At 61.6% G+C, this 21,417-nt stretch carries 17 protein-coding genes; 4 read left to right on the plus strand and 13 right to left on the minus strand.

What is annotated here, in order from left to right; genetic code table 11:
• Positions 1-72: 72 nt before the first annotated feature.
• Positions 73-1,941, plus strand: coding sequence for an SGNH/GDSL hydrolase family protein (locus ACFPN2_RS01645; RefSeq protein ID WP_380594316.1), 1,869 nt, complete (start codon positions 73-75; stop codon positions 1,939-1,941).
• On the opposite strand, the gene ppk2 is transcribed toward ACFPN2_RS01645, so the two are convergent.
• The 7 genes from ppk2 to ACFPN2_RS01680 form a co-directional block, all read right to left on the minus strand.
• Positions 1,935-2,858, minus strand: a complete 924-nt coding sequence (ppk2, locus tag ACFPN2_RS01650) for a polyphosphate kinase 2 (RefSeq protein ID WP_380594318.1) — start codon at positions 2,856-2,858, stop codon at positions 1,935-1,937. The two genes, ACFPN2_RS01645 and ppk2, sit on opposite strands and share 7 nt — an antisense overlap.
• Positions 2,859-3,827: 969 nt before the next feature.
• Positions 3,828-4,241, minus strand: a complete 414-nt coding sequence (locus ACFPN2_RS01655; protein ID WP_380594320.1) for a hypothetical protein — start codon at positions 4,239-4,241, stop codon at positions 3,828-3,830.
• Positions 4,216-4,539, minus strand: coding sequence for a hypothetical protein (locus tag ACFPN2_RS01660; RefSeq protein WP_380594322.1), 324 nt, complete (start codon positions 4,537-4,539; stop codon positions 4,216-4,218). Before ACFPN2_RS01660 ends, ACFPN2_RS01655 begins: the two co-directional genes overlap by 26 nt.
• A gap of 98 nt (positions 4,540-4,637) precedes the next feature.
• Positions 4,638-5,120 (minus strand): Hsp20/alpha crystallin family protein, encoded by a 483-nt coding sequence (locus ACFPN2_RS01665; RefSeq protein WP_380594324.1) that lies wholly within the window; start codon positions 5,118-5,120, stop codon positions 4,638-4,640.
• Between the two features lie 272 nt (positions 5,121-5,392).
• Entirely contained in the window at positions 5,393-5,668 is a 276-nt protein-coding gene (locus tag ACFPN2_RS01670) for a hypothetical protein (RefSeq protein WP_380594326.1), read from the minus strand.
• A gap of 247 nt (positions 5,669-5,915) precedes the next feature.
• Positions 5,916-6,161, minus strand: coding sequence for a hypothetical protein (locus ACFPN2_RS01675; RefSeq protein WP_380594328.1), 246 nt, complete (start codon positions 6,159-6,161; stop codon positions 5,916-5,918).
• Between the two features lie 78 nt (positions 6,162-6,239).
• Positions 6,240-6,614, minus strand: a complete 375-nt coding sequence (locus tag ACFPN2_RS01680) for an SPW repeat protein (protein WP_380594330.1) — start codon at positions 6,612-6,614, stop codon at positions 6,240-6,242.
• A gap of 477 nt (positions 6,615-7,091) precedes the next feature.
• Between ACFPN2_RS01680 and ACFPN2_RS01685 the strand changes: the two genes are divergently transcribed.
• Positions 7,092-7,328, plus strand: a complete 237-nt coding sequence (locus ACFPN2_RS01685; protein ID WP_380594332.1) for a proline racemase family protein — start codon at positions 7,092-7,094, stop codon at positions 7,326-7,328.
• A 180-nt stretch (positions 7,329-7,508) separates the two neighbouring features.
• Here ACFPN2_RS01685 and ACFPN2_RS01690 read toward each other — a convergent pair whose 3' ends face one another.
• From ACFPN2_RS01690 to ACFPN2_RS01715, 6 genes are all read right to left on the minus strand, one after another.
• Positions 7,509-8,591 carry an alpha/beta hydrolase gene (locus ACFPN2_RS01690; protein ID WP_380594334.1) on the minus strand — a complete coding sequence of 361 codons (1,083 nt, stop codon included), beginning with the start codon at positions 8,589-8,591 and terminating at the stop codon, positions 7,509-7,511.
• Between the two features lie 14 nt (positions 8,592-8,605).
• On the minus strand, positions 8,606-11,041 hold the full coding sequence (locus tag ACFPN2_RS01695; protein WP_380594335.1) for a M20/M25/M40 family metallo-hydrolase: 2,436 nt from the start codon (positions 11,039-11,041) through the stop codon (positions 8,606-8,608).
• On the minus strand, positions 11,041-12,594 hold the full coding sequence (locus ACFPN2_RS01700) for an alpha/beta hydrolase (protein ID WP_380594337.1): 1,554 nt from the start codon (positions 12,592-12,594) through the stop codon (positions 11,041-11,043). Before ACFPN2_RS01700 ends, ACFPN2_RS01695 begins: the two co-directional genes overlap by 1 nt.
• 54 nt (positions 12,595-12,648) lie before the next feature.
• Positions 12,649-14,820, minus strand: coding sequence for a TonB-dependent receptor (locus tag ACFPN2_RS01705; RefSeq protein WP_380594339.1), 2,172 nt, complete (start codon positions 14,818-14,820; stop codon positions 12,649-12,651).
• A 119-nt stretch (positions 14,821-14,939) separates the two neighbouring features.
• Positions 14,940-16,616, minus strand: a complete 1,677-nt coding sequence (locus ACFPN2_RS01710) for a serine hydrolase domain-containing protein (protein WP_380594341.1) — start codon at positions 16,614-16,616, stop codon at positions 14,940-14,942.
• Between the two features lie 6 nt (positions 16,617-16,622).
• Positions 16,623-19,694, minus strand: coding sequence for a TonB-dependent receptor (locus ACFPN2_RS01715; RefSeq protein WP_380594343.1), 3,072 nt, complete (start codon positions 19,692-19,694; stop codon positions 16,623-16,625).
• Between the two features lie 100 nt (positions 19,695-19,794).
• Between ACFPN2_RS01715 and ACFPN2_RS01720 the strand changes: the two genes are divergently transcribed.
• On the plus strand, positions 19,795-20,400 hold the full coding sequence (locus ACFPN2_RS01720) for an RNA polymerase sigma factor (RefSeq protein WP_380594345.1): 606 nt from the start codon (positions 19,795-19,797) through the stop codon (positions 20,398-20,400).
• Complete coding sequence (locus ACFPN2_RS01725) at positions 20,397-21,416, plus strand: FecR family protein (protein WP_380594347.1); 1,020 nt, start codon at positions 20,397-20,399, stop codon at positions 21,414-21,416. Before ACFPN2_RS01720 ends, ACFPN2_RS01725 begins: the two co-directional genes overlap by 4 nt.
• The last annotated feature ends 1 nt before the right edge of the window (position 21,417 follow it).

The raw sequence follows: 21,417 nt of genomic DNA on the forward strand, positions 1-21,417 counted from the left end.
TGATCCGAGCACGGGGCGATGAATCAACTCGACTCGAGTCAGTCGCGCTCGCATCGTTAGGACGAAGACAAGATGTTGCGAAGAATCGCGGCACTCGCACTGCCCGCCCTCGGCGCGGCCGTACTTCACTGGCCCTCGATCGCGAGCGCTCAGCAGACGTACGCCAGCTTTCGAGAGGTCGATTTCTTTTACTCGCAACGGCCGGAAGTATTTCGCGAGCTGTGGCAGGACGCGAAAACCCAAACGGTCCGCGTCGCGGTGCTCGGCGATTCTCAGGAGACGAGCCCCGGCTCGCATGGATTTCAGTACATCCCGCTATTGAACTACGAGATGTGGAAGCGCTTCGGCAACTCGCCGGAGACGCCGGTAGTGGGATGTTTCTATTACGGCAGCTCCCCGCCCGCGAACTGGCTGCTCGCCGGGCAATGCGCAGCGCCCGGGCCCACGGCCACGCGACTCAACGCCACGCAGATTCTGCCGAACGCCCGACCCATGGCGTTCTCGACACTGAACAGCGCGACCAACATCACCGGCGGCAATCGCGGTCAGCTTACGTTGCTACAACACGATGCAAACGGCGCCGATGCGAGCGCCGGGATTCCGACCGATGTTTCCTACTTCAACACCTCGGGTGTGGTCAAAGCGCGCATCTACGCCGCCACCCATCCCGCATCGGGCGAGATTGCCTATCAAGCGCGCCCGAATGCGAGCGCGGCGCCCTCATACTCGGCCGCTGCCACGTCGAGTGGAACGCTCACGCTCGGACTGCAATCGCCAACGTTCGAAATCAAATCGGGCGAGACCGATGCGCTCGAGTTCAATGGCAATCACTATATGGGGCTCGAGGTGTTCGGATCGAGCGATAGCGCGCTCACCGATATCGTTGGACTGCGCTTCGTCAACGAGACGCATCCCGAGGGCGTGGTCGTCGATAACTTCTCGCTGGGCGGCTACACGGCGTCGCGGTTCCTGAGTCAGCATGCGAACGCCGGCGCCATGTTTGCCGCATTCGGCTTTCATGCCGCCATCATCCACTATGGCGCGAACGAAGGTGGCAGTGTCTCGGCCGCGCAGTTCAAATCGGACATCACGACTGTAATCTCGCGCGTGCGCGGCTGGGTCGGCGACTCGAATTTCCCCATCATCCTGATCGCGGACGTCTACGAGAACGGACTCACGACGGCGCAAACCGCGGTGTACGACCGATACGTCGGCGCACAGCTGTCGATCGCGCAAGCGGACCCGAATGTCATGGTCATCAACGCGCGGCGCTTGATGGAAGACATCGGTTGGAACGCGACGAGCGGTCGGAGCGCCGAGTTTCTTGTAGACCGCGTTCACTACACCGGGCTTGGAGCACAGAAGCTTTCTGCAGCGGCCGTCGCGGCAATGATGGGAGAAATTCGCGTCAACGACTGCCCTAGCGATCCGGGCGCAGTGACGTTGCAGTCGAGCATGACGCTGGTCGTCGAGCTCGGCGGGACGACGGCATGCACGAATCACGGTCAGCTCACCGTCGCGCAAGCGTTGACGCTCAATCAACCGACGCTCAAGGTCGATCTGAAAGAGGGCTTCACGCCCAAGACGGGAGACACCTTCAAACTGCTCTCGTTCGCTTCGCTGACGGGCACGTTCGCATCTTTGAGCCTGCCCGAGTTGCCCTCGGGCTTGTCCTGGAACACGGACGAGCTCTACACGACCGGAACGATCGCTGTCGAAGCAACGCCAGATCCTCCGGCAACATCACCGCCGCCGGCCGCTGAACCCGGCACGGGCAATGCGAGCGGCAATGGCTCTCAAACCGTCAGCAGCGGCGGCGGCGGAAGTGCGAACTATTTCTTCCTGGTGCTGCTGGGTCTGACGGCCTTGCTCAGAAAGCTCGTGAAAATCTCAGTCGCGCCCTTTCGAACGAGAGCGCGTCATACATTTGTCGGTCAATAAACCTCCGGCACCACCATGTCCTGCGGTACCGCCTGTCGCGAATAGTCTTCGTGCCGTTCACGCTGCGGCAACGTGACCGACGACTTCTGCACTTCTTCGTACGGGAACTGCTTCAACAGGTGATCCATGCAGTTCAAGCGAGCACGCTTCTTGTCGACAGCCTGCACCACCCACCAGCGCGCCTCGGGAATGTGTGAACGTTCGAGCATGACTTCCTTCGCCTTGGTGTAGTCCTCCCAACGGCGACGCGACTCTAGATCCATGGGGCTGAGCTTCCACTGTTTGAGCGGATCGTGAATCCGCCCGAGAAATCGCAAGTGCTGCTCCTCATCCGTGATGGAGAACCAGTACTTCAGCAGATGAATGCCCGAGCGCACCAGCATGCGCTCGAACTCCGGCACCGAGCGGAAGAACTCTTCGTATTCTTCCGGCGTGCAAAAGCCCATCACCTTTTCGACACCGGCGCGGTTGTACCAGCTGCGATCGAACAGAACGATTTCACCAGCGCCCGGCAAGTGCGTCACGTAGCGTTGGAAGTACCACTGCGTGCGCTCACGCTCGTTCGGCGCCGGCAGCGCCACCACGCGACAGACACGAGGATTGAGCCGTTGCGTGATGCGCTTGATCGCGCCGCCCTTGCCCGCAGCGTCCCGCCCTTCGAACAGGATGACGATTTTCTGACCGGTGGCGACCACCCAGTCCTGCAGCTTCACCAGCTCCGCCTGCAGTCGCAGCAGTTGCCGGAAGTACTGACGTCGATATTCCTTTTCCGCCTCGCCATGAATCGGGCCCTGCGCGTCGGGCAGCGGATGATGATCCTCGAACTCCATCTCCAGCTCTTCGTCATAGCTGTCGGCGAGATCACGACCGATACGCAGAATCAGTTCGTCGTGATCGAGCTCCGGCGATTCGTTCATGGCAGTCTCTCGTGCGCGAAGATGTGCCCATATTGCTGACTCGCCGCCGGCGCTGGCAAGGGTGCGTCGGCCCGGGGCAGAGATTGCCGCCCCGACTCCAGGCGGTTGCGCCCCGCCCGCGCTTGGTACGCGCCGCCGAGCAGCTCGCTCGACGTGCGACGCCGGACGCCTTCGACGTACCACCATTCCGCGGAGGGTGCGCTGAGCATCTATATCGAGCAGCAGGTAGCCGCGCTCAGTCACGTTCGCATACTTGAACTGCGGATTGATGGCGATCGCCAGATCCGCGACGGCGGGCGATCCCTGTAGCGCTAATGACGTTACACGATCAGCACGAATCCGAGCCGCCCTAGCATGCGTCCACCCCAGGCGCCGATCCCGAAGCTGCACGCATTATCCAGACAATCGACATCGCAACAAACAATGATCAGAACGGTTAGCCATGATGCTGGACTCGAGGCTCTGAAGGATTCTGTCGCCCGCGCTTACGTTCCTCGGGCGCACCGAGGCTTGGCCCGCTATTGGGGCCTTGGCGGCGCCACACGCCGCAAAGTCACTCGGTACCTGAGATCGTCCATCGTGAATTGCAGAACGATCTTCGGTGGAAGTGTGGGAAGGATCTGCTCCGTGCAGATCTCTTTCGCGCCGTAACGCTGTTCGGCGACCGCCGGATCGAAGGGTGGCGCCAAGGTCAAAAAGCTCTCCATTACGCCAATGATCTTTGCGTAGTGATCTGAACGACGCTGGAGTACTTGCCGAAGCGCGCCAGGATCCACCTGGGGCTCACCCAGATCGATCAGTTCCTTGGTTTGCGAGTCAGCACATCCCTTAACATCTCCATGCGCGATTTGGGCCGCAAGCGATGCGAGCAACGCTATAACAACTGCTGATCTTCGTGCACACTTCACGATAGTGGGTCCGCGACTGCTGAGAAGAGGAGCGCGATTGCGCGCTCCTCTTGCGTATCGACTAGCCAAAGGGAACAGGCACAAAACAGTTCACATACTGATAATCATCCACCCAAGTACCGGTGGAGTACTGCGACTGGACATGCCCGGTATTCGTGTACGTCATCGGTGCGAGCACCCACCATCTGACATAGATCGTGCTGTCTCCCGGCCCCCAGTCGCGCACATAGCACTGATAATACTCTCCCATCAGCCCGCCAGTGTTGTTGTACAGCTGAGCGAGATGATGGGCTACATACCACAGCTGCACCGGGTTTGTATCAATCTCATCGAACGTCACCCGCGTGCCGCGAGTCTGCCAGCCCGCGTAATCCCCTTCGCTGGCCGGTGCTGCCAGATCGACGCAGCCAATACGCAAGTCGTGATATTCAATTTCATGTGAGCTCTCCTTAGCGCACCACGGTTCCGAAGGCATCGTCTCCCTTCGGAGTCACTGACTGAGGTTTTGCAGCCGGGGATCGAGGTGCGCATGCGGCCTCGATGGCTTGCAGCGCCAGCTCTGGCTTCTCACGAGCAAATGCGGCGGTATCGAAGCGTGAGTGCGTGACCCGCCCGGAAGCTGCGATCGCATCGACGCGGCTCGCCACAGCCACCCTGCCCGCAGCGCTCAGAGAATTCAGAATGGAGCGGTAGTATTCGTCACTTTCGGCACTCACGGCGCGGATCGATTCGGCGAATGCAACCTCAAGCGCAACCGCATCCTTGCCCTGCACCGGACCGACCAGTTCGTTCTCGGTGCTCCCCTCGACGCGCGTGCGACGCCCGACCGGCCCCGTCGGCACCCATCGGGCATCGCTTCGATTGCCTGCGCTCAGTTGATGGCAATGCGCTTCACATCGCGCTGAGCCTCAGGCTTCTTCGTCAGCGCGATGGTCAACACTCCGTCCTTGAAGGCCGCTTTAACCTTTTCTGAATCGACATCTTCACCGACCGGGATGTCACGTTGGAAGGCACCACGCCAACGCTCGCTGTAGCACGTACCGGTCTGCTCCAAGCGCTTCTCACCGCGCAACGTCAGGATGCCATCGTGCAGGGTGACCTCGACATCTGCCTTGGTGAGACCGGGGACCTCGGCCACGACCTCGATCTTATCCTCCGTCTCGTTGATCTCGATGCTGGGCCAACTCGTCGAGGTGGATAGACGGGGCATGTCGACATCGCCGAAACCTCGTAGGAAATTGTCGAACATTCGATCCATCTCACGATGCAACGAGGCGAATGAATTTGCCCGCTCGTTTGAGGCACTCACTTCGCCGCGGTTCCTGCTCCAGGGAATGAGACTTCTAGGATTCATGGCGCTTACCTCCTCATCGAATGGATGGCGGCGCGCTCTCGCCGCCTCAAGCGGCAAGATATAAACCGTCGCACAGTTTTCAAGAGGAAGGAATCGGCCCAACAGAAGGACTTACTTGAGGGCTGAGGCAAATGGGACGCACGACGACCACTGCCGTTCAGCAGGACTGCACGACTTGGAGTGGCCGTAACATGAGTGCGATGTCTACATCGAGTGGGCTGCGCTTCAATCACCTTCCAAAACTACCCCCCCCTGGGTATCGGTGCGTCACGTCAGTTGGCCATCGACCCTCGATGCGCAAGGCGAGATCCGAACACGCCGCCCGTCGTCAGCGTGCGTAGCATCTTGAGGCAATCGTCCTCGGCGACCGCACGTCGTACGCTGTCGATGCTCAGACCGGTTCGAGCGGCAATCTCTCGTTCGTGCAAGCCGCTGATGGCGAGTCGACGGATGGTTCCTCGCTGCACCTCATCGGGAAGCGCGCGAAAGTGCCAGTGCATCGGCGAGTCAGCTGCAACCCCTGATGTTCCAGGCTCGAACGTGTTCATGGCGTCACCTCATTGTGCGAGAATCCCACTCCCAGCCGGGCCAACAATCTAAGCATTGGCCAGCGACTTTCAAGACCCGGCCGGCCTAGCCCATCGCTCGAAACGGCCTTCTCGCTTCGCAGCGAGGTCGGGCGTCACCTCGTAGGAAACCGGCCGCGCGGACGCGCAGATGTTTATTACCGTGTGCGTCGGCACGGCTATATGAAGTCCTGTTTGACGTTCCCACGCGACCCCCGGGCATCGCCGCTTACGGATTGTCGGGGTCCGCCGGTCCGATTTCGAGCCAAACGCCGTCCCGACATTTCAGCACCATCGTGCCGCTTCGCACGAGCTCGCCCGTCGCGAACATCTCGCCGTTGAAGTAGCACACGTCCATCTCGGGTATTTGATGCCGGGGTTCGTAGGACTCCTCCGCCGTTTCTTCCAATACCGGCGAAGTCTTCAGAGTGGGGTCCACCGCCCCGACGTTACGCAGTCCGACCGGTGTTGCCATGTGAGACCTCCTACGTCCCGCCCAGGCCGGGCACCGGCTCGATGCTTCCGAGCGCCGGTGCCGGCAATGGATCGCGGATCAGCTCGTCCTTTGCGCTTGTTTCTCTTGAGCACGCCGCTTCTGGAACTCGGTATCCCGCACCATGACCCAGATACACAGCGCTACCACCAGCGTACCCACGATGGCTGCGTTCATCGCTGCCGTTTCGTGATCCGCGAACGCGAGCACCCAGGGCGAGGCCACTAACGCGGCGCCCACGACGATGTTCACGCCCTCTTCCCACAACTTAGGCATGTACACGGCAATGCCGGCGAACACCGCGATCACCGCACCGATGATCCACGCGGTCGGTGCCGCGACTTGATGGTCCGCAAAGCCCAGCGCCCAGGGTGAGATCACCAGCCAAAGGCCCAGGATGAGATTGCCCCAATCTTGCCAGCGTTTCTGTCTCATAACGCCTCCGAAGCCTTTCCTCGAAAAGCCAATGCCCTTCAGGATCCGGTCGGCTGCAGCTCGAGTCCAGGCAGACTCGCCACGCCCTCGCCGCAGCAACGGCACTGCCTGAATCGCCCAAATTTTAAGGTCGAGACGGAGTGATTCAAGCCGAGGATCGTTGGAAGACCGGCGTTGAGAAAATTCTGTGTGACAGTGGCATCGGCTCGGACCGCGAAGCCATGTGGATGCCTCATAAACACGGTGTAAGAAGGCAACGGACACCGCTTGCGTAATCATCCTGCACCCAGTTAGCCGCGAGCGGTCACTGCGCCCTCCGCCTAGGCGCCGATAGCTCCAGCGCGGTTGATTCCGTGCGTCTGGAATCACGCAGTAGCACCTCTGAGCCGGAAGCTCGCCGGCTTGTCCCCGCGTTGGTGGGGAACACGAGTCCATGTTGCCGCTCTTCGCGTGCTCGGTCGGTTCATCCCCGCACCCATGGGGGATCTCCCGTCCCGTCATCCCCCAGGCCCGTGGGGAACACGAGTGCATGCCGGAGCTGGGTCCTGTGACAGGCGGTTCATCCCCACGCCCATAGGGAACACGCGAGCTACGTCGTCTGGACCTCACTCGGCCATCGTTCCTGAGGTGAGCGGTACGGCCCACATCACGGGCCGCAACGAGCTGTATCTCGATCCCAATGATCAGCTCGGACGAGGGTTCAACTTCCGGTGATCATTCAGACGTACGTTTCGTGAGCCGAGCACTATGACGAATTCAAATGAAACGGCAGTGAATCCTCGCATCTCCGGCACTGACCTTTACGTTCTCTGTGAATTACCCAGGAAACTGCCGTTCACGCCCCGACGACGCGCTCCGTTGTAGCCTCTCGGGCTCTGTCGAACCTGCGCTCGGTCAGGGCGCTTCGGCCAGCTGATACGCCTTGTTCAACGCTTCCAGCGCCTCCTTCTGCCGCCCGGCGCCCGTCAGCGCGGTGGCCAGACTGCCATAGGCGCGAACCGAAAGAGGATTCAGCTCGACGTTACGTTGAAACACCTCGACCGCCATCTCCGGCTTGCCCTGCTGCATCAAGTAATAGCCGCACCAGTCCACCATGCCCAATGGCAGCGGAATATCGAAGCCATAGCGGGCCGGCAAAGCCGCGTACTGCTGCTCGATGCCCTTCAGTCCCTGCGCACGGAGCAGATCTCTAGGGACCTGCATGCCGGAGAACATATATTCCAAACCGTCGTAAATGGAACGATGGGGCGTGCTCATGTGCTCTTCGTTCTTCAATCTAACGTAGCGCCACTCGAGATTCTTCGGCGCCGCGCGCTCGAACACGGCAACAGTCTTCGCTACGGCATTGGTGAGCTGTTCCGCTTCATCACCGTCGGTGATGGAAAGAAACCGACGCGGTGGCAGGCGTTTGAGCTTGGCTTCCAGGTCCCCGAGAATGGCCTGATTGTTCCACCACAACGCCGGGCTCATCGCGATATAGCCGTTGAACGCCTCGGGGTGATTGAGCAACGTATGCAAGGTGAACAATCCGCCGCGCGAATGCCCGGCAATGATCCGGAACGGAGCGGTCCGATAGCGACGCTCGACCCAGGGCGCCAGCTCGGTCGTGAGGAACGTCAGGAAGCGGTCGCCGCCTCCGTTGGGCGTCAGGTCCTTGCCGCGATCGAGGTTGGGAATGCCGACGACGATCATCTCCGGAATACGCCCGGTCCCGATGAGGAAATCCACAGCCGCAGCGGTGTGAACGAAGTTTTGCGCGCCGTCCAACAAATACAGGACCGCCGCGGGCGCTCGCCGCTCCTGTGACGGCGGCGTATAGATACGCACCGGACGATTCTCACCCAGCGTCTCCGACCAGATCGTCGTCTCGATGCCGATCTCGATCGGTTTGCTAACGACGGCATCGTCGGCCGTTGCGACCAGTGGCGCGCACAGCAAAGCAAACAGCAGCGCGGCGAAGCTCTTGCGTCGGATCATGCGGTCATACTCTGTTAGCGTCGATCTTCCAACAGCGGCTCGGTCACTCCATCGACGCCAACCAGCCCCAGCACTGTGAGCAACGCAACTTGTGGGCCCACCCATGCATCCTTCGGCTCGAACCACTCACCCGGCGAGTGCAGGTCGCCAGCAAGTCCACCGCCCGACAGCATGATTGCAGGGACGCCGAGAGCGACGGCGGCATTCGTGTCCGTGCTGACGGTCGCCAAGTTGGCGTCGGGCCGCTGCAAAGCTTCGTAGGATTGCCGAGCCGCACTGACGAGCGGCGAATCCGCGCCCGTCGTTCCCGCAGGCCGATCGCCCGCCAGTTGTTTGTCTGCTGAGATCTGCTGACTGTGCCAGCGCAGATTCTCTTCCTGCACGCCGCGATCCACGGCCGCGAGCACTTGTTTTTCAAACGCAGCGAGCGCTTCCGCGCCATCGGAACGAATATCGACTTCCATGACCGCTTGTGAGGCAATGGTGTTGATCGAGGTGCCACCCGACACCACGCCGACCGTGAACGTGGTTCGAGGCTGCAGCGGCGGCTGCAGATCCGAGATATGGGTGATGGCCCGACCCATCGCGTGAATCGCGCTTGCGACACCGAAGTTCACCGAGCTGTGTCCGCCGGGACCCTTGAATGTGACTTTCCAGCGACGACTGCCGGTCGCGCCGACACCGATACGATCGCCGCCCGGTTCGATGGTGATGAAGCCGTCGATGTTCTTGTTCTGCTGAAGCAGCGCTTTGACACCGCGCAGATTGCCCAGCCCTTCCTCGCCGACGGTGCCGACAAACATCACGTCGCCACGCGTGCGAATGCTTGCGTCCTGCATGGCTCGCAGTACCGCGAGCACGGCAACCAGACCGCGCGTGTCATCTGCGAGCCCCCGACCGTAATAACGCTCGCCCTGCTTGCGCACGGTCACATCGGTGCCTTCGGGAAAGACCGTATCGAGATGGGCCGAGAGCACCAGCGTTGCGCCCTGCCCCGAGCCTTTGCGCGTGGCGATGACGTTGCCTTCCGAGTCGATGGTCGTCTGCAACCCGAGCTTTTGCAGCCGCGCCTGAAAATCGCGAGCACGCACTTGTTCCTTGAACGACGGCGCGGGAATCTCCGCGATCTCGATCTGCTCTTTCAGGGTCTGCTCGTCGTTCTTCTTGATGAAGTCCAGCGCTCGCGTGACGCGCTCATTGGCCAGCAATGATTGGTAAGTGGCCGTAACGTTCGCACCGATGGCCGGAGCGATGTGTTGCTCGGCGAAGCGCACCGCCAGTATCGCGAACTCGGATTTGTTGGCGACATGCGGTGCGGACGTCGGCACGTCACCCGCATGCATCGTGCCCACATTGCTGGTCACAGCGACAACCGCATCTCCCTGCTCGGTCCAGTAGAAGCTCCCGGTAAATCCGAGCACGCTGCCGTTGTGGCCGATGACATTGCCCGCCTCGGTGCGAGTTCGGAACAAACCATGACCGACCTCGGCGCGCTCCGACACCGGCGTCCACTGCGTCAAGAATTTCAAACTCGCGGGAGCAACGATGCGAGCGTCACGCAGCGCCACTGCGAGCCGCGTGAGATCGGATGGCGTGGACACCATGCCGCCAGCGGTCCATTCGACGGAGAGATTCGAGCCTGTCGCATCGATGAGATCCGGCCGCACCCGCTTGAAGCCCTTGGCGATGCCCGCAGTCTGCTCGAACGTGGGCGTCGCCCAGTGATACCGATGCGGCAGCTTGCTCGTATCGAAGCTCTCGAAACCTTCGAGGAAGGTCTCGCGCATCCCCAACGGCTCGAGCACGCGTCGACGGATCTCCGCTTCCGCCGTGTTGCCGGTAACCTTCTCGATCACCAGGCCCAGCAAGGTGTAATTGGTGTTCGAGTAGTTGTGCTTCTCGCCCGGCTCGTTCAGTGCCGGATGTCCGGGGCCGCGAATGTAGTCGAGCGTTTCGGTCTTGCCCCACACATGCGCGGGCTTGAGCTTGCTGCCCCGGCCTTCGCGAATCCAGCGAGGATCGTCTTCCCAACTGGTAACGCCGCCGGTATGAGCCAGCAGCTGCGCGAGGGTCGCGCGATCCGCGTTTGCGATGCCCTTGGTGACGTCGCCACCGAGAATATCGGCGGCGGTGCGATTCAGATCGAGGCGCCCTTCCTGCGAGAGCTGCATGATCACCGTGGTCACGAACACCTTGGTGATGCTGCCGACGCCGAACAGGCTCGACGTCGTGAGGGGCGTCTTGGCCTTCACATCCGCGTAGCCCGCCGTCCCGGTCCAGATGATGCCGTCGCGAGTGGCAATCGCGGCGGACACGCCTGGCGCCCCTTGCTCGACCGCCTTTTCCAGCGCGGCCTGCAGTTGCTGAGGCGTAACCTCCTCAGCAGCGGCGACGGCCGAAAGCCCGAACCAAACGGTGACGGTCAAACACCAGGCGAGTGGTTTCATCATCAGAGCCGATCGTACAAAGCCGTGGATTGTGGCGCTTCGAACTGTAACGGCAGGCTGACCTCGGAAGGAAATGATTTCAGCATGGCGGCGGCGTCGAGCGTGGTCTGGGTATCGAGATCGATGAACGCGGCGATCTTCTCGCTCAGCTCGGGCTGAAACTCTTGCAGCTCGTAGCCGACGATGTGAGTGCCGGTACGCACAGTGATCACCGCGCCGGTCTGCAGGTGCTTGCCCAGATCCAGCACGTTGTCCAACGGCGTGCTCCAATCCATGTCGCCCTGGATCAGCAGGGTCGGGATCTCGATGGGATAGAAGTTGCGGAAGTCATCGTCGACGACTTTGGTCGGCGTCACCGACGCCCAGCTGCGATAGAAGAAGTTTGGATCGCCGATGAGCGCGACCGCCGGCTCTTTCTTCAGCCGGGCATCGCGCTTGGCGGTGATGCCGAGGCTGATATCCACCAGCGGCAGATTCACGTTGCCATTGAAGGGAAACAAACCCTGCAGCTTGCGGGCCGCGACGTAGCGATAGTCGCCGTTGTAAACCTCGGTCACGAACTTCGGCCACATCGCCGGCGAATCGCGCAGCGCCTTGCCGCGCCATGGACTGAACAGCAGCGCACGAAAATCATCCGCACGCACAGTGACCGTGACTGCCTTGCCCGTTGCCGGGTCTTTTACTTCCACCGTCGCCGGTGCCTTTTCCAGGCGAGCGAGGACGGTCTTGACCGCGGCGATCAGTCCGCCCTTCGGCAGCTGCGCGGCAATGGGAGATTTCTCGGCGCTCGAAGCAATGCGTTCGAGCACGCCCCACAGGGCTTGCGGCGAATCGTATCCATAGTCCACTGGCTCGACGCCGCTGAACATGGCCCGGCTGACATTCTCAGGATGCACTCGCATGTACGAGAGCCCCCACTGCGAGCCAAAGCTGATACCGCTCATGATGACTTTGCCGTAGCCGAGCGCGACGCGCACGTCTTCGACATCTTCAACCATATTGACGATGTCATAACCGGACAGATCGACGCCGCCCGCCGTCAGCGTCTTGAAGGTCTGCTCGATGGATTGTTTCCAACGCTCGGTGGCCTGTTCCTTGGTTTCGTCGTTGCCCGGCACCGGCGTGGGGCGAGACGCTTCGAAGCCGCCGTTGTTACCGAGCGCCCAGAAATTGCCGCGTTGATTCACGACCACGACATCGCGATGCGCGGTTTGACGATACAGCGCCTCTCGAATGCGGGAATGCGGATAATGTTTCTTGGCGAAATCACGGCGATCCAGCAAGTCGCCCGGGCCGCCCGGAAGCACGAAGAGCGGATCCCGGCCGCTCTCGCCGCGCGAGCGGAAGCGCAGATAATTCACGAGAATGTCGCGGCTGTCGGCCTTGCCGCGGTTTTCCTTGACGACGATGAAGCCTTCGTCGGCGAGCAGCGGCCCCTGCTCGGTCGGCAATTGAATCGGATTGGAGAAGATTGGCCGTGCGGGTGCATCGGCGTGACTGACAGCGCTCAATGCCAGGGACAGCGCCACAGCCGCTGCCGTTCGACGAAATTTCATCAATCGTTGCTCCACCAGAAAAAACGGCGCTCCGTGGAGCGCCGTTGAGTAGGGTCAGAAATTGGCCTGGAAACCGACGCCCACATTGCGCGAGTCACGCATCCAGCGGGACTGCGGCAAATTCCATAGCGTCACTGCATCTTCATCGAAAACGTTCTTGGCGAACACGAACACTTCGCCGAAGCCGGTATCGTAAGAAATGTTCACGTTGACCAGCGTGTAGTCGGGGACCTTCGCCGTGTTGGCGGCGTTGATATAGGACGAGCCGACATACGAGCCGTCGATGGCGGCCCGCAGGCCGAAGTCCCAACGATAGCTCGCGCCGATCGCGCCCTTCACATTGGGGCTGTAGCGAAACTCCTTGCCATCCAGCTGCACGCCGGCGTTGAAGCCGAGGTCGATGTAACGCTGCGCCAGCCCCTCGATCGCGTCGTACTCGGTCTTGGAATAGCCGACGGAGGCAAACGTCTGGAAGCCGCCGAACGTGCCCAGCAGCTCGAGCTCGGCGCCGTACAGCGACGACGACGTGCCGTTGACGATGACGAAGTCATCCAGCGACGAGAGCCGGCCGCTCAGCACGATCTGCTGATTCTTCCAGTCGACGTAGTAGGCGTTGGCGTTCGCGATGAAGCGGCCGTCCAGCCACGAGGTACGCAAGCTGACTTCGTGGTTGTCGGTCTTCTCGGCGTCGAACTCATAGAACAACACGTCGGAATAGATCGCCGACATCACGTCGACACCGGTGCCGCCCGGCCGATAGCCTTTGGAGAACACATAGCCAAGCGAGACATCGTCGGTGAAGTGATAGACGATGCCGGCCTTCGGCAGGAATTCCGTGCCGGACAACGACGTCTCGTTCGCCGGGATCGGACGCAACAGCTGTACGGTAGGCTGACCGGCCGCGTTCAACCAGAACGCGCCTGCGGAGTCGCGCGTGAAATCGGCTTCTTCGCGATCCAGACGACCGCCGGCTTGCAGCTCGATCTTGTCGGTCAGGCGATAGGTGATATCGGTGAAGGCCGCGTAGTTGGTGATCTTCTCCTCCACCTGCGAAGCGACGACGGCATCGCCCGCCGGCCCCCCGAGCGCGCCCGAGTTGATGCGAGCGCCACGCCCCTGCTCTGTCGTCAGATCCGCGAAGTACAGACCGAACAACGCGGTCAGCCGCTCGCCCGAGTACGCAATCCGCAATTCCTGCGAGATGGTCTCATCGTCGAAGTCGCCGTAAGTGATGCGCTGAGGATTGGCGATATCGGTGGCGCTGAACGGTGCGAGATTCAACGTATCGCTGCTGGAATAGGCGCTGATCGATGTCAGCGACAGGTGGTTGCCGAAGTCATACTCGACTTGCAGCGAGCCGGACTTGCTCTCCGAAGTGGAGCCTTCGGCCGACGTTACGATGGTCTCGCGATCGCTATAGTTCGCACCGAGGATGTAGCGGGAGCCAGGCGCCGGATCTGCTTTGTTGTACGTGAAGGTCGCCAGCGCACGCAGGCCCGGCAGGCTCGAGGGCGTGAACAGCAGTTTCGCGCGCACGTTCTCTTGCGAGTACTCGCCGTATTTGTCGTCGCGGGTCGTGGTGTTGTAGATGTCGCCGTCGCTCGCTTCTTTCTCAGCGGCGATTCGGAACGCCAGCACGTCGTCGACCAGCGGGCCGGTCAACGCACCGGCGACTTGATAGGTGTTATCCTCACCGTAGCTGGCGCGTAGCTTGCCGCCGAAATCGAATTCCGGGTCGTTGGTGTTCACGACGATGGCACCGGCCAGCGCGTTACGACCTTGCAGCGTGCCCACCGGGCCGCGCAACACTTCGACCTGCTTCACGTCCCAAGTCGACGACGAGAAACGCTGACTCTGATAACTCTGTGCGACGCCGTCGACATACACACCCAACACCATGCGGTTGGTCGTGCTGCCACCGGAGCCGTTCTTGTCGATACCGCGAATCGAGATGTTGCCGGCGGGATCGATATTGGCGTTTGCCACGCGCAGCAGCGCCTCTTCCAGGCCGACCACGTTGTCCGCTTCCAGCTCGAGGCCGGTGAGCACCGACACGCTGGTCTGGGTTTCCTGCAGGGTGCGCTCGATCTTGGTGCCGGTGACGATGATCTCCTCGACCACCAGAGACTCGGTTTGCGCCAGCGCGGTGCTCATGCCGCTTGCAGCGAGCGTCAATGCCAATGCGGCGCCTTGCAGACGCCCGGTTCCATCGATTTGTCTTTGCATTTTGGTCCCAATCATGAACATGCCAGAGGATCGGCCCGTCGCGCGGACCGGCACGATCGAACGTAAGCGATCCCGGCGTTGCGAAAAAATCAAATGTTCTGAAGTGTGGCTTTCGAAACTCAACTGGCCTCGTGGCGCTCCAACAACACATTGCGAATACGCCCGCCCTGGAGGCGCGCACCGGTGGGACGTCCTTTGGCATCGCGCTCGATGAGCATCACGCACTCGCCTGCTTCCGGGATGGATAGTTCGAAGCGGTCGCGTTGGCGCGGTGTTACGACGATGGGCTGCGTCGTCCACAATGAGCGCATCAGCAGCCGGCCGTTTTCCGCGGCCAGCGTGTATGTGATGTCGAGCTCGGGGCTGCGATAGTCGCCGAGCACATCGCGGAAGGATTCGAGTCCTGGCGCAGCCACGGGTTGAACACGCCGATAGCTCAGCTGCGTCAAGTCACGAATGGAGATTCGTTCGACGCCGCTGATCTTCCCGGCCCCATCGCGCACGATGCGGAAGTGCTCGCGATAGTGAGGGCCGTAGCCAAACGTGCCATCGCTCCAGAACTCAGCTGGGGTTTGCTCCTCGCCCGAACGGATCTGCAGCACGCCCTCCTTCGCAACCAACTCCAACAACGGCAGGCGCTCATTCTGATAGCTGCCGACCAGTTCCTTGACCAAGGCCGCGGGCGTCGCCACCGCCGTAGGCCAACCGTCATCGGCCGGTCCATTGCCGATATAGATTTCAGTGATGCGATCGAGCACCGGGCGCAGATTGAAGGACAGATTCGTCCCCAGAAAGAAGCCAAAGTCCTGACCCGGTACATAGCCGACGAACGCAAGGAAGCCCGCGTCTTTGCCGCTGTGAGTAATGGTCTCGTGACCGCCGACCACGAAGCGTCGCAAACCGAACGCGTAGTTCACTGCAGAGCCGTCGTTCAACTGGCCAAGCGTCGACACCTGGTCGATCAAAGCGGCATCGCCCACCGTCGGGTGCGAGAAATTCGCCACCCACTTCACCATGTCCTCGGCCGTGGTCAGCAGGCTGGTCGCGCCGACATTGTTATAGTTGAGCAGCACGCGACTCCAGCGATCGCCGTGCCGTTCATAGGAATTGGCCCGCCCCGTCACCAGCTCGGTCACGTCGTCATAGAAGAACGTGTTCTTCATGCCCAGCGGCTGAAAGATGTTCTCGGTGGTGTACTGACGCAGCGTGCGACCGCTGACCGCTTTGACGATCTCCGCCAGCAGCGTGTAGTTGGTATTGCTGTACAGCTGCTCCGAGCCGGGCTCGAAGTTCAAACCGGTCTGCCGTTCGACGACGTTCAGAATCTGCTGCTGATCGATCACGCCGGCCATCGAGTGACCGCCGAGCACCATCAGCGCCCATTGGTCGCGCAGCCCGCTGGTATGCAGGATCAGCTGGCGCACCGTGATCTTGCGATCGAGGTTGGCGAGCCGCGGCAGATACTTGCGGATGTCCGCGTCGAGATCGATCTTGCCCTGGCGCGCCAGCATCGCGATGGAGTACGCGGTGAATTGTTTCGACACGCTCGCGACATGGAACCGGGTGTGTGGCGTGTTGGCCCGCCCCTGCTCCAGGTCCGCCTGGCCGAAGCCGCGCGCGTAGACCATCTTGCCATGGTGATAGATACCGACTACGGCACCGGGACTGTCAGGTCGATCGTACTGTTTGAAAAGCGCGTCCACCTGGCGAGCGCGAGCATCTTCGCCATCGGCATGCACCGGCGCGGCTGCAAACGCCACGGCGGCAACGGCGACGAGTATCGAATGGAACATCATGGAGCTTTAGAACCTCTTGCCTAGCGACGCCCACACGCTGCGCAGGCGCGAGTCGCCGAACGGACTGGAATAGAGATAAGCGGGAAAATACACATCGAGCGGCGGCCGCTCGTTGAAGAGATTCTTCACGCCGAACTGCACAGTGACGCCGGCCAGGGCGCCCCGGGTCTGCTCGAAGCGATAACTGCCCGAGAGATCGTGATAGCTCTGGCTGGAAACCTCGGTGTCGCCCTGAGCGCGCACGTAGATATCGGTGCCGACGTTGTATTGCGGATAGGAACCGAAGTACGACATCACCCAACCGGCGGACCACGGACCGCGATACCAGATCAACGCGGCATTGCTACGAAACTTCAGCGGCGCACCGTATGCCACCTGATTGACGATCTCCTGCAACGGCGAACCGAGCGAGCTCTGCACTTGATAGCTGTCGATGCGGGTCGCCTGCGCGGAGAGAAGATACGAACCGTACCGCTGCGTTCGCCAGCGATACGACGCGGTGAAATCGAACCCTTCGGTGCGCGACTCGTTGGCGTTGACCAGGCTGTAATCGACCAGCGTGATGGGACCTGCCTGATAGGGATCGCCCGCGGTCGGCGCGGCACGCTGGACACGCCCGGGGAACTGCGATTCGTTGTCGACGATCTGCTGCGCCGTCGGCGTCAGAATCACGTTGCTCTGCTCGATGCGGTACCACTCCAGGTTGAAGCGCGCCCCTTGCAAGAACCCCGGCTCGAAGATCACGCCGACATTCCAGCTGGTGGACTCCTGCGGCTTCAGGTCGGGATTGCCCCCGCGAATACGATTCACGCTGATGGCGGTAAATCCCCGCTGCGGATCGATCACTAACAGCGGCACGGGATCGAGCGTGCCTGCGACGATCTGCGAATACGCCGGCGGCAGGAACGCGGTGGCGTAGCTGGCACGGAGCGTCAGACTATCGATGGGCTTGTAACGTAGCCCGAGCGTGGGATTGGTCGACGTGTACTCGACGGTGTTGCGCTCTATGGTGGACCAGTCGATCCGATAGTCGGGGCCGGTGTTCTGCGAACCCGTGCCGGTGTCGACGTCATAGCGCTCGGTGCGCACAGCCATCTGCAAGTCGAGCGCACGGACGCCGGGCACGCGAGCCACGAGAGGAAACAACGTTTCCAGATAGACGCTATCGGTGGTCTGCGATTGATTCAGAAAGTTGGTGTAACGCGTGTAACCGCTGCTCGGAAAGTCAGGCGAGACCCGCTGGAAGTAACCATTGTCCAGCCCCTCTTTGCGATGACCGATGCCGATGGCCAGCGTCGGCGCGCCCGCCCACAATCTCGGTAGCGGACCGGCGAGGCGCACGGCAAAGTCATCGAGCGTGGAAGGCGCTGTGTATGCGAACGGCGCGTAGTAAGCGGACAGGTCGAGCGGCGAGCGCAACGTATCGACGAATGGATTGACCGCGCCGGTGTTGAGTGCGGTTTGGAGGGCGTTCGTATCGAGGCCCACGCTACGGTAGTTCGCGCGGCTCGAACTCCACGTGTAGTCCGCCTCGCCGCGCCAATCGTTCGGCAGATCCATGACCGCGCCGACGACGACTCGGCGCGTGATGCTGCCTGTTTCATAGGGCTGGGTGATGTCGAGCGGGAGACTGACCGTCACCGCCTGTTGAAAAGGATTGGTGGGCGCAGTGTTGGGAATCCGATAGTTGTCCGCGATCGGATTGACCGCCGCATGGGTGCCATTGCTGGCATAGAAATATTCGGCGAACGCTTCCAGGCGCTCTGTCATCTGCCGCCGTGCCACCACGCCGAAGGATTTCACAGTGGCTTCCCCACCGACCTGCCCCCGTAACGATGCGACGTTGGCGAGCCGGCCTGTGATATCGGGCCGTGTGTAATTGACGCCGCCCGCATTGGCCACCAGCGCGGCAGGATCCGATCCCGCCGTGAACCCGGCCGGGATATAGGTCATCGCCGAATTCAATGCGGTGCCATTGCGCAGCGTGAGCAGGCCGCCGTCGCTCGCAACGATGTTCGGCGTCGTGCCGAAGCTGTAGGGCAACGTCGTCGAAGAGATCAGCGCCGGATAGTTGGCGAGGATGGTATCGAGACCGCGCGACGCGAGCTCCGGCCGGTCCGCAATCTGCATCGAATCGGATTCGGAGTAATAGCCGCTGAACATCACATTGGTCTTGCCGTTCTCGAAGGCCATGCCATAGGCGCCATCGACGGCGCCTCGTGCAGCGGCGCCGTCAGTCGGCGTGTCATAGGAAACTTTCAGATCGCCGCCCCGATAGTCGTGCTTGAGCACGACGTTGATCACGCCGCCGAGCGCCGCGCCTCCATAGATCGCCGCGGCTGAGTTCGGCAGCGTTTCTATGCGATCGATGGCCGATAACGGAATGCCGTTGATATCCGGCTGATTGACGGCGCCGAAGTACACAGGGGCAGCGCTGCGCCGACCGTTGATCAGGATCAGCGTCTGGTTCGCCCCCAGACCGCGCAAGTTGATGGAGCTGGTGTTGCCGAGGTAGTTGCTGGCCTGCGCGCCGTTGGTCTGCGCGGTCGTATTCATCGTCAGGTTCTGTTTGAGAAAGTCCTCGACGTTGACCGCCCCGGAACGCTCGATCTTCTCGCTGCTCAGAATCTGATAAGGCTGCACATCGTCGCCGGTGCGCACGATGTCCATATTCTGATCGGTGAACGGCCGCCGGCTCTGCACCAGCACCTCCTCGGTCAAACTCTCTTCCTCAAGCTGCGTTGAGGAGCGAGGCGCCGGCGCGATCCGCACCGTGCGCTCGTTGATGAGCTCGTAGGTCAGTCCCGTGTTCGCGAGCAACCGCTGTAGCGCCTCGATCGGTGACAGCTGGCCGGTCACCGCGATCGAGACGGTCTCGTGCAGAGCGCTGTCGAGATTTCGCTGCAGGACCTGCAGGCCGGACTGGCGCGCCCACTCCGCCAGCGCCTCGTTGAGCGGCTGCTTCGGGATATCGAAGGCCACCCGACTGGCGGCCGCGTCGCGGTCCTCGGCCACCGCAATGCTCAGCGCACCCAGCGCGAGCAGCAGCGCGGTCAGCCGGGTTCGATTCTTCAGCACCAGACTTTGCCTCCCCATACCCGCTAAAGAGCACCCGCCGGGGCATTTCATGGATGGCGTAAATTTCCTATCTATGAAATGACTGCGACCGGCCTCTTTAATGATGACGGTCCCCTGCTTCAGGTTTTCCCCGGTTCGAATGAAGGCGCCCCGACTCCAAGCCAACGCCACCACCGCGCCGCTGTCCGCAGCGGCGCTGAGCCGCTATGCCCAGACCCTGCACCGCTACTTGACCAAGCGCGTGCGCAGTCGCGAGGACGTGGCCGATCTGACCCAGGAAATTTTCGAGCTGTTCCTGCGTCGTAAGGACCAGACCGAGACGGTCCGCAACCCGCTCGCATATCTGTTCCGGATCGCTTTTCACGTGGTCGGCGACTCGCTCTCCGACGCGCAACGCAATCCTGTCACCTTCGATTCGAGCCTGACCGGTGACGGCGGACCGCGCGAGGCACACTCCTCCGATCAGGATGCGGAACAGCTGGCCGTGCAGGAAGACGTACTTGCGGCACTCAACCGTCTTCCCGCCCAATACCTGACCGCGCTCTTGCTGGTCGAGGGCCAGGGCATGTCCTACAAAGAGGCCGCCAAGGCCAGCGGCTTTACTCCCAGCACCATCGCCACCTACGTCATGCATGGCCGGGCGGCATTGAAACTGGCCCTCGACGGCCAACGCCTCGGGCGCGACAGCAAGGACTCGCAGCGATGACCTTACAACAGCAAATCGACCGGCTGGTCGCTCACCAGGCGGCCGAGTGGTACGAAACACTGCGGCTCGGCAACGAGCGGCAGCACGCCGAATTCATTCGCTGGATCAGCGAATCGCCACGGCACCTGGAAGCTTTCCTGGCCATCGCCAGTGAAGCGTCGGCGATGCGCGCCATCTTCGCCGGCAATACGTTCGATCTCGACACGCTGCTGAAGCAGGTCTCGCCGGACACCCTGCCCTTGCCGAACGCGCTCGGCACAGTGTCATCTGCACCGCCCGCTCCCCGCTCGCATCGACGCTGGCCCTGGGCCGCTGCCGCTTGCCTGGTGGCGACGGTCGCCGCCGTCTGGTTCGGAATGAAACCCGATCAACGCATCGAAACCGGGATCGGCGAACAACGCGTCGTGCCGCTCGCGGATGGCTCGGTTCTCAACCTCAATGCGCAGTCTCACGTGGAAGTGCGCTTGAGCCGGCACGCACGCGACATCGAGCTGTCGCAGGGCGAAGTGTTGTTCAAAGTGGCCGCCGATCAGTCGCGACCGTTCCGAGTCCACACGCCCCATGCGCTCGTGCAGGCGGTCGGCACGCAATTCAACGTTTATGTGAAGCCGGATGGCACAGCAACCGTCTCCGTGGTGGAAGGCAAAGTGCGGATCTTGTCCTCGGATGACACCGCCGTGCCCGCAACGGCGCCGTCATTGATTGCAGGACAAGCGGCGGAAGTTGCCAAGACCGGCGGCATCGAGCGCGACGAGTCCGCCAACATCGGCGACGCCATCGCTTGGCAGCGGCGCAAGCTCATCTTCAAACGCACGCCGCTCGAAGACATCGCGGCGGAGTTCAATCGTTACAACCGAACCTTGCGCCTGCGAGTGGAACATCTGCCCCCGGGGTCTTATATATTTTCCGGTGCGTTCGACGCGGACGATCCCGCGTCGCTCGCCGACTTGCTGATGCGAGAGCCCGATCTATCGATCCAGCGGACGGACCACGAAATCGTAATCCGTCCGCGCTGAC

Origin of the sequence: Steroidobacter flavus (assembly GCF_042651805.1) — a bacterium.
Lineage (GTDB): Bacteria > Pseudomonadota > Gammaproteobacteria > Steroidobacterales > Steroidobacteraceae > Steroidobacter > Steroidobacter flavus.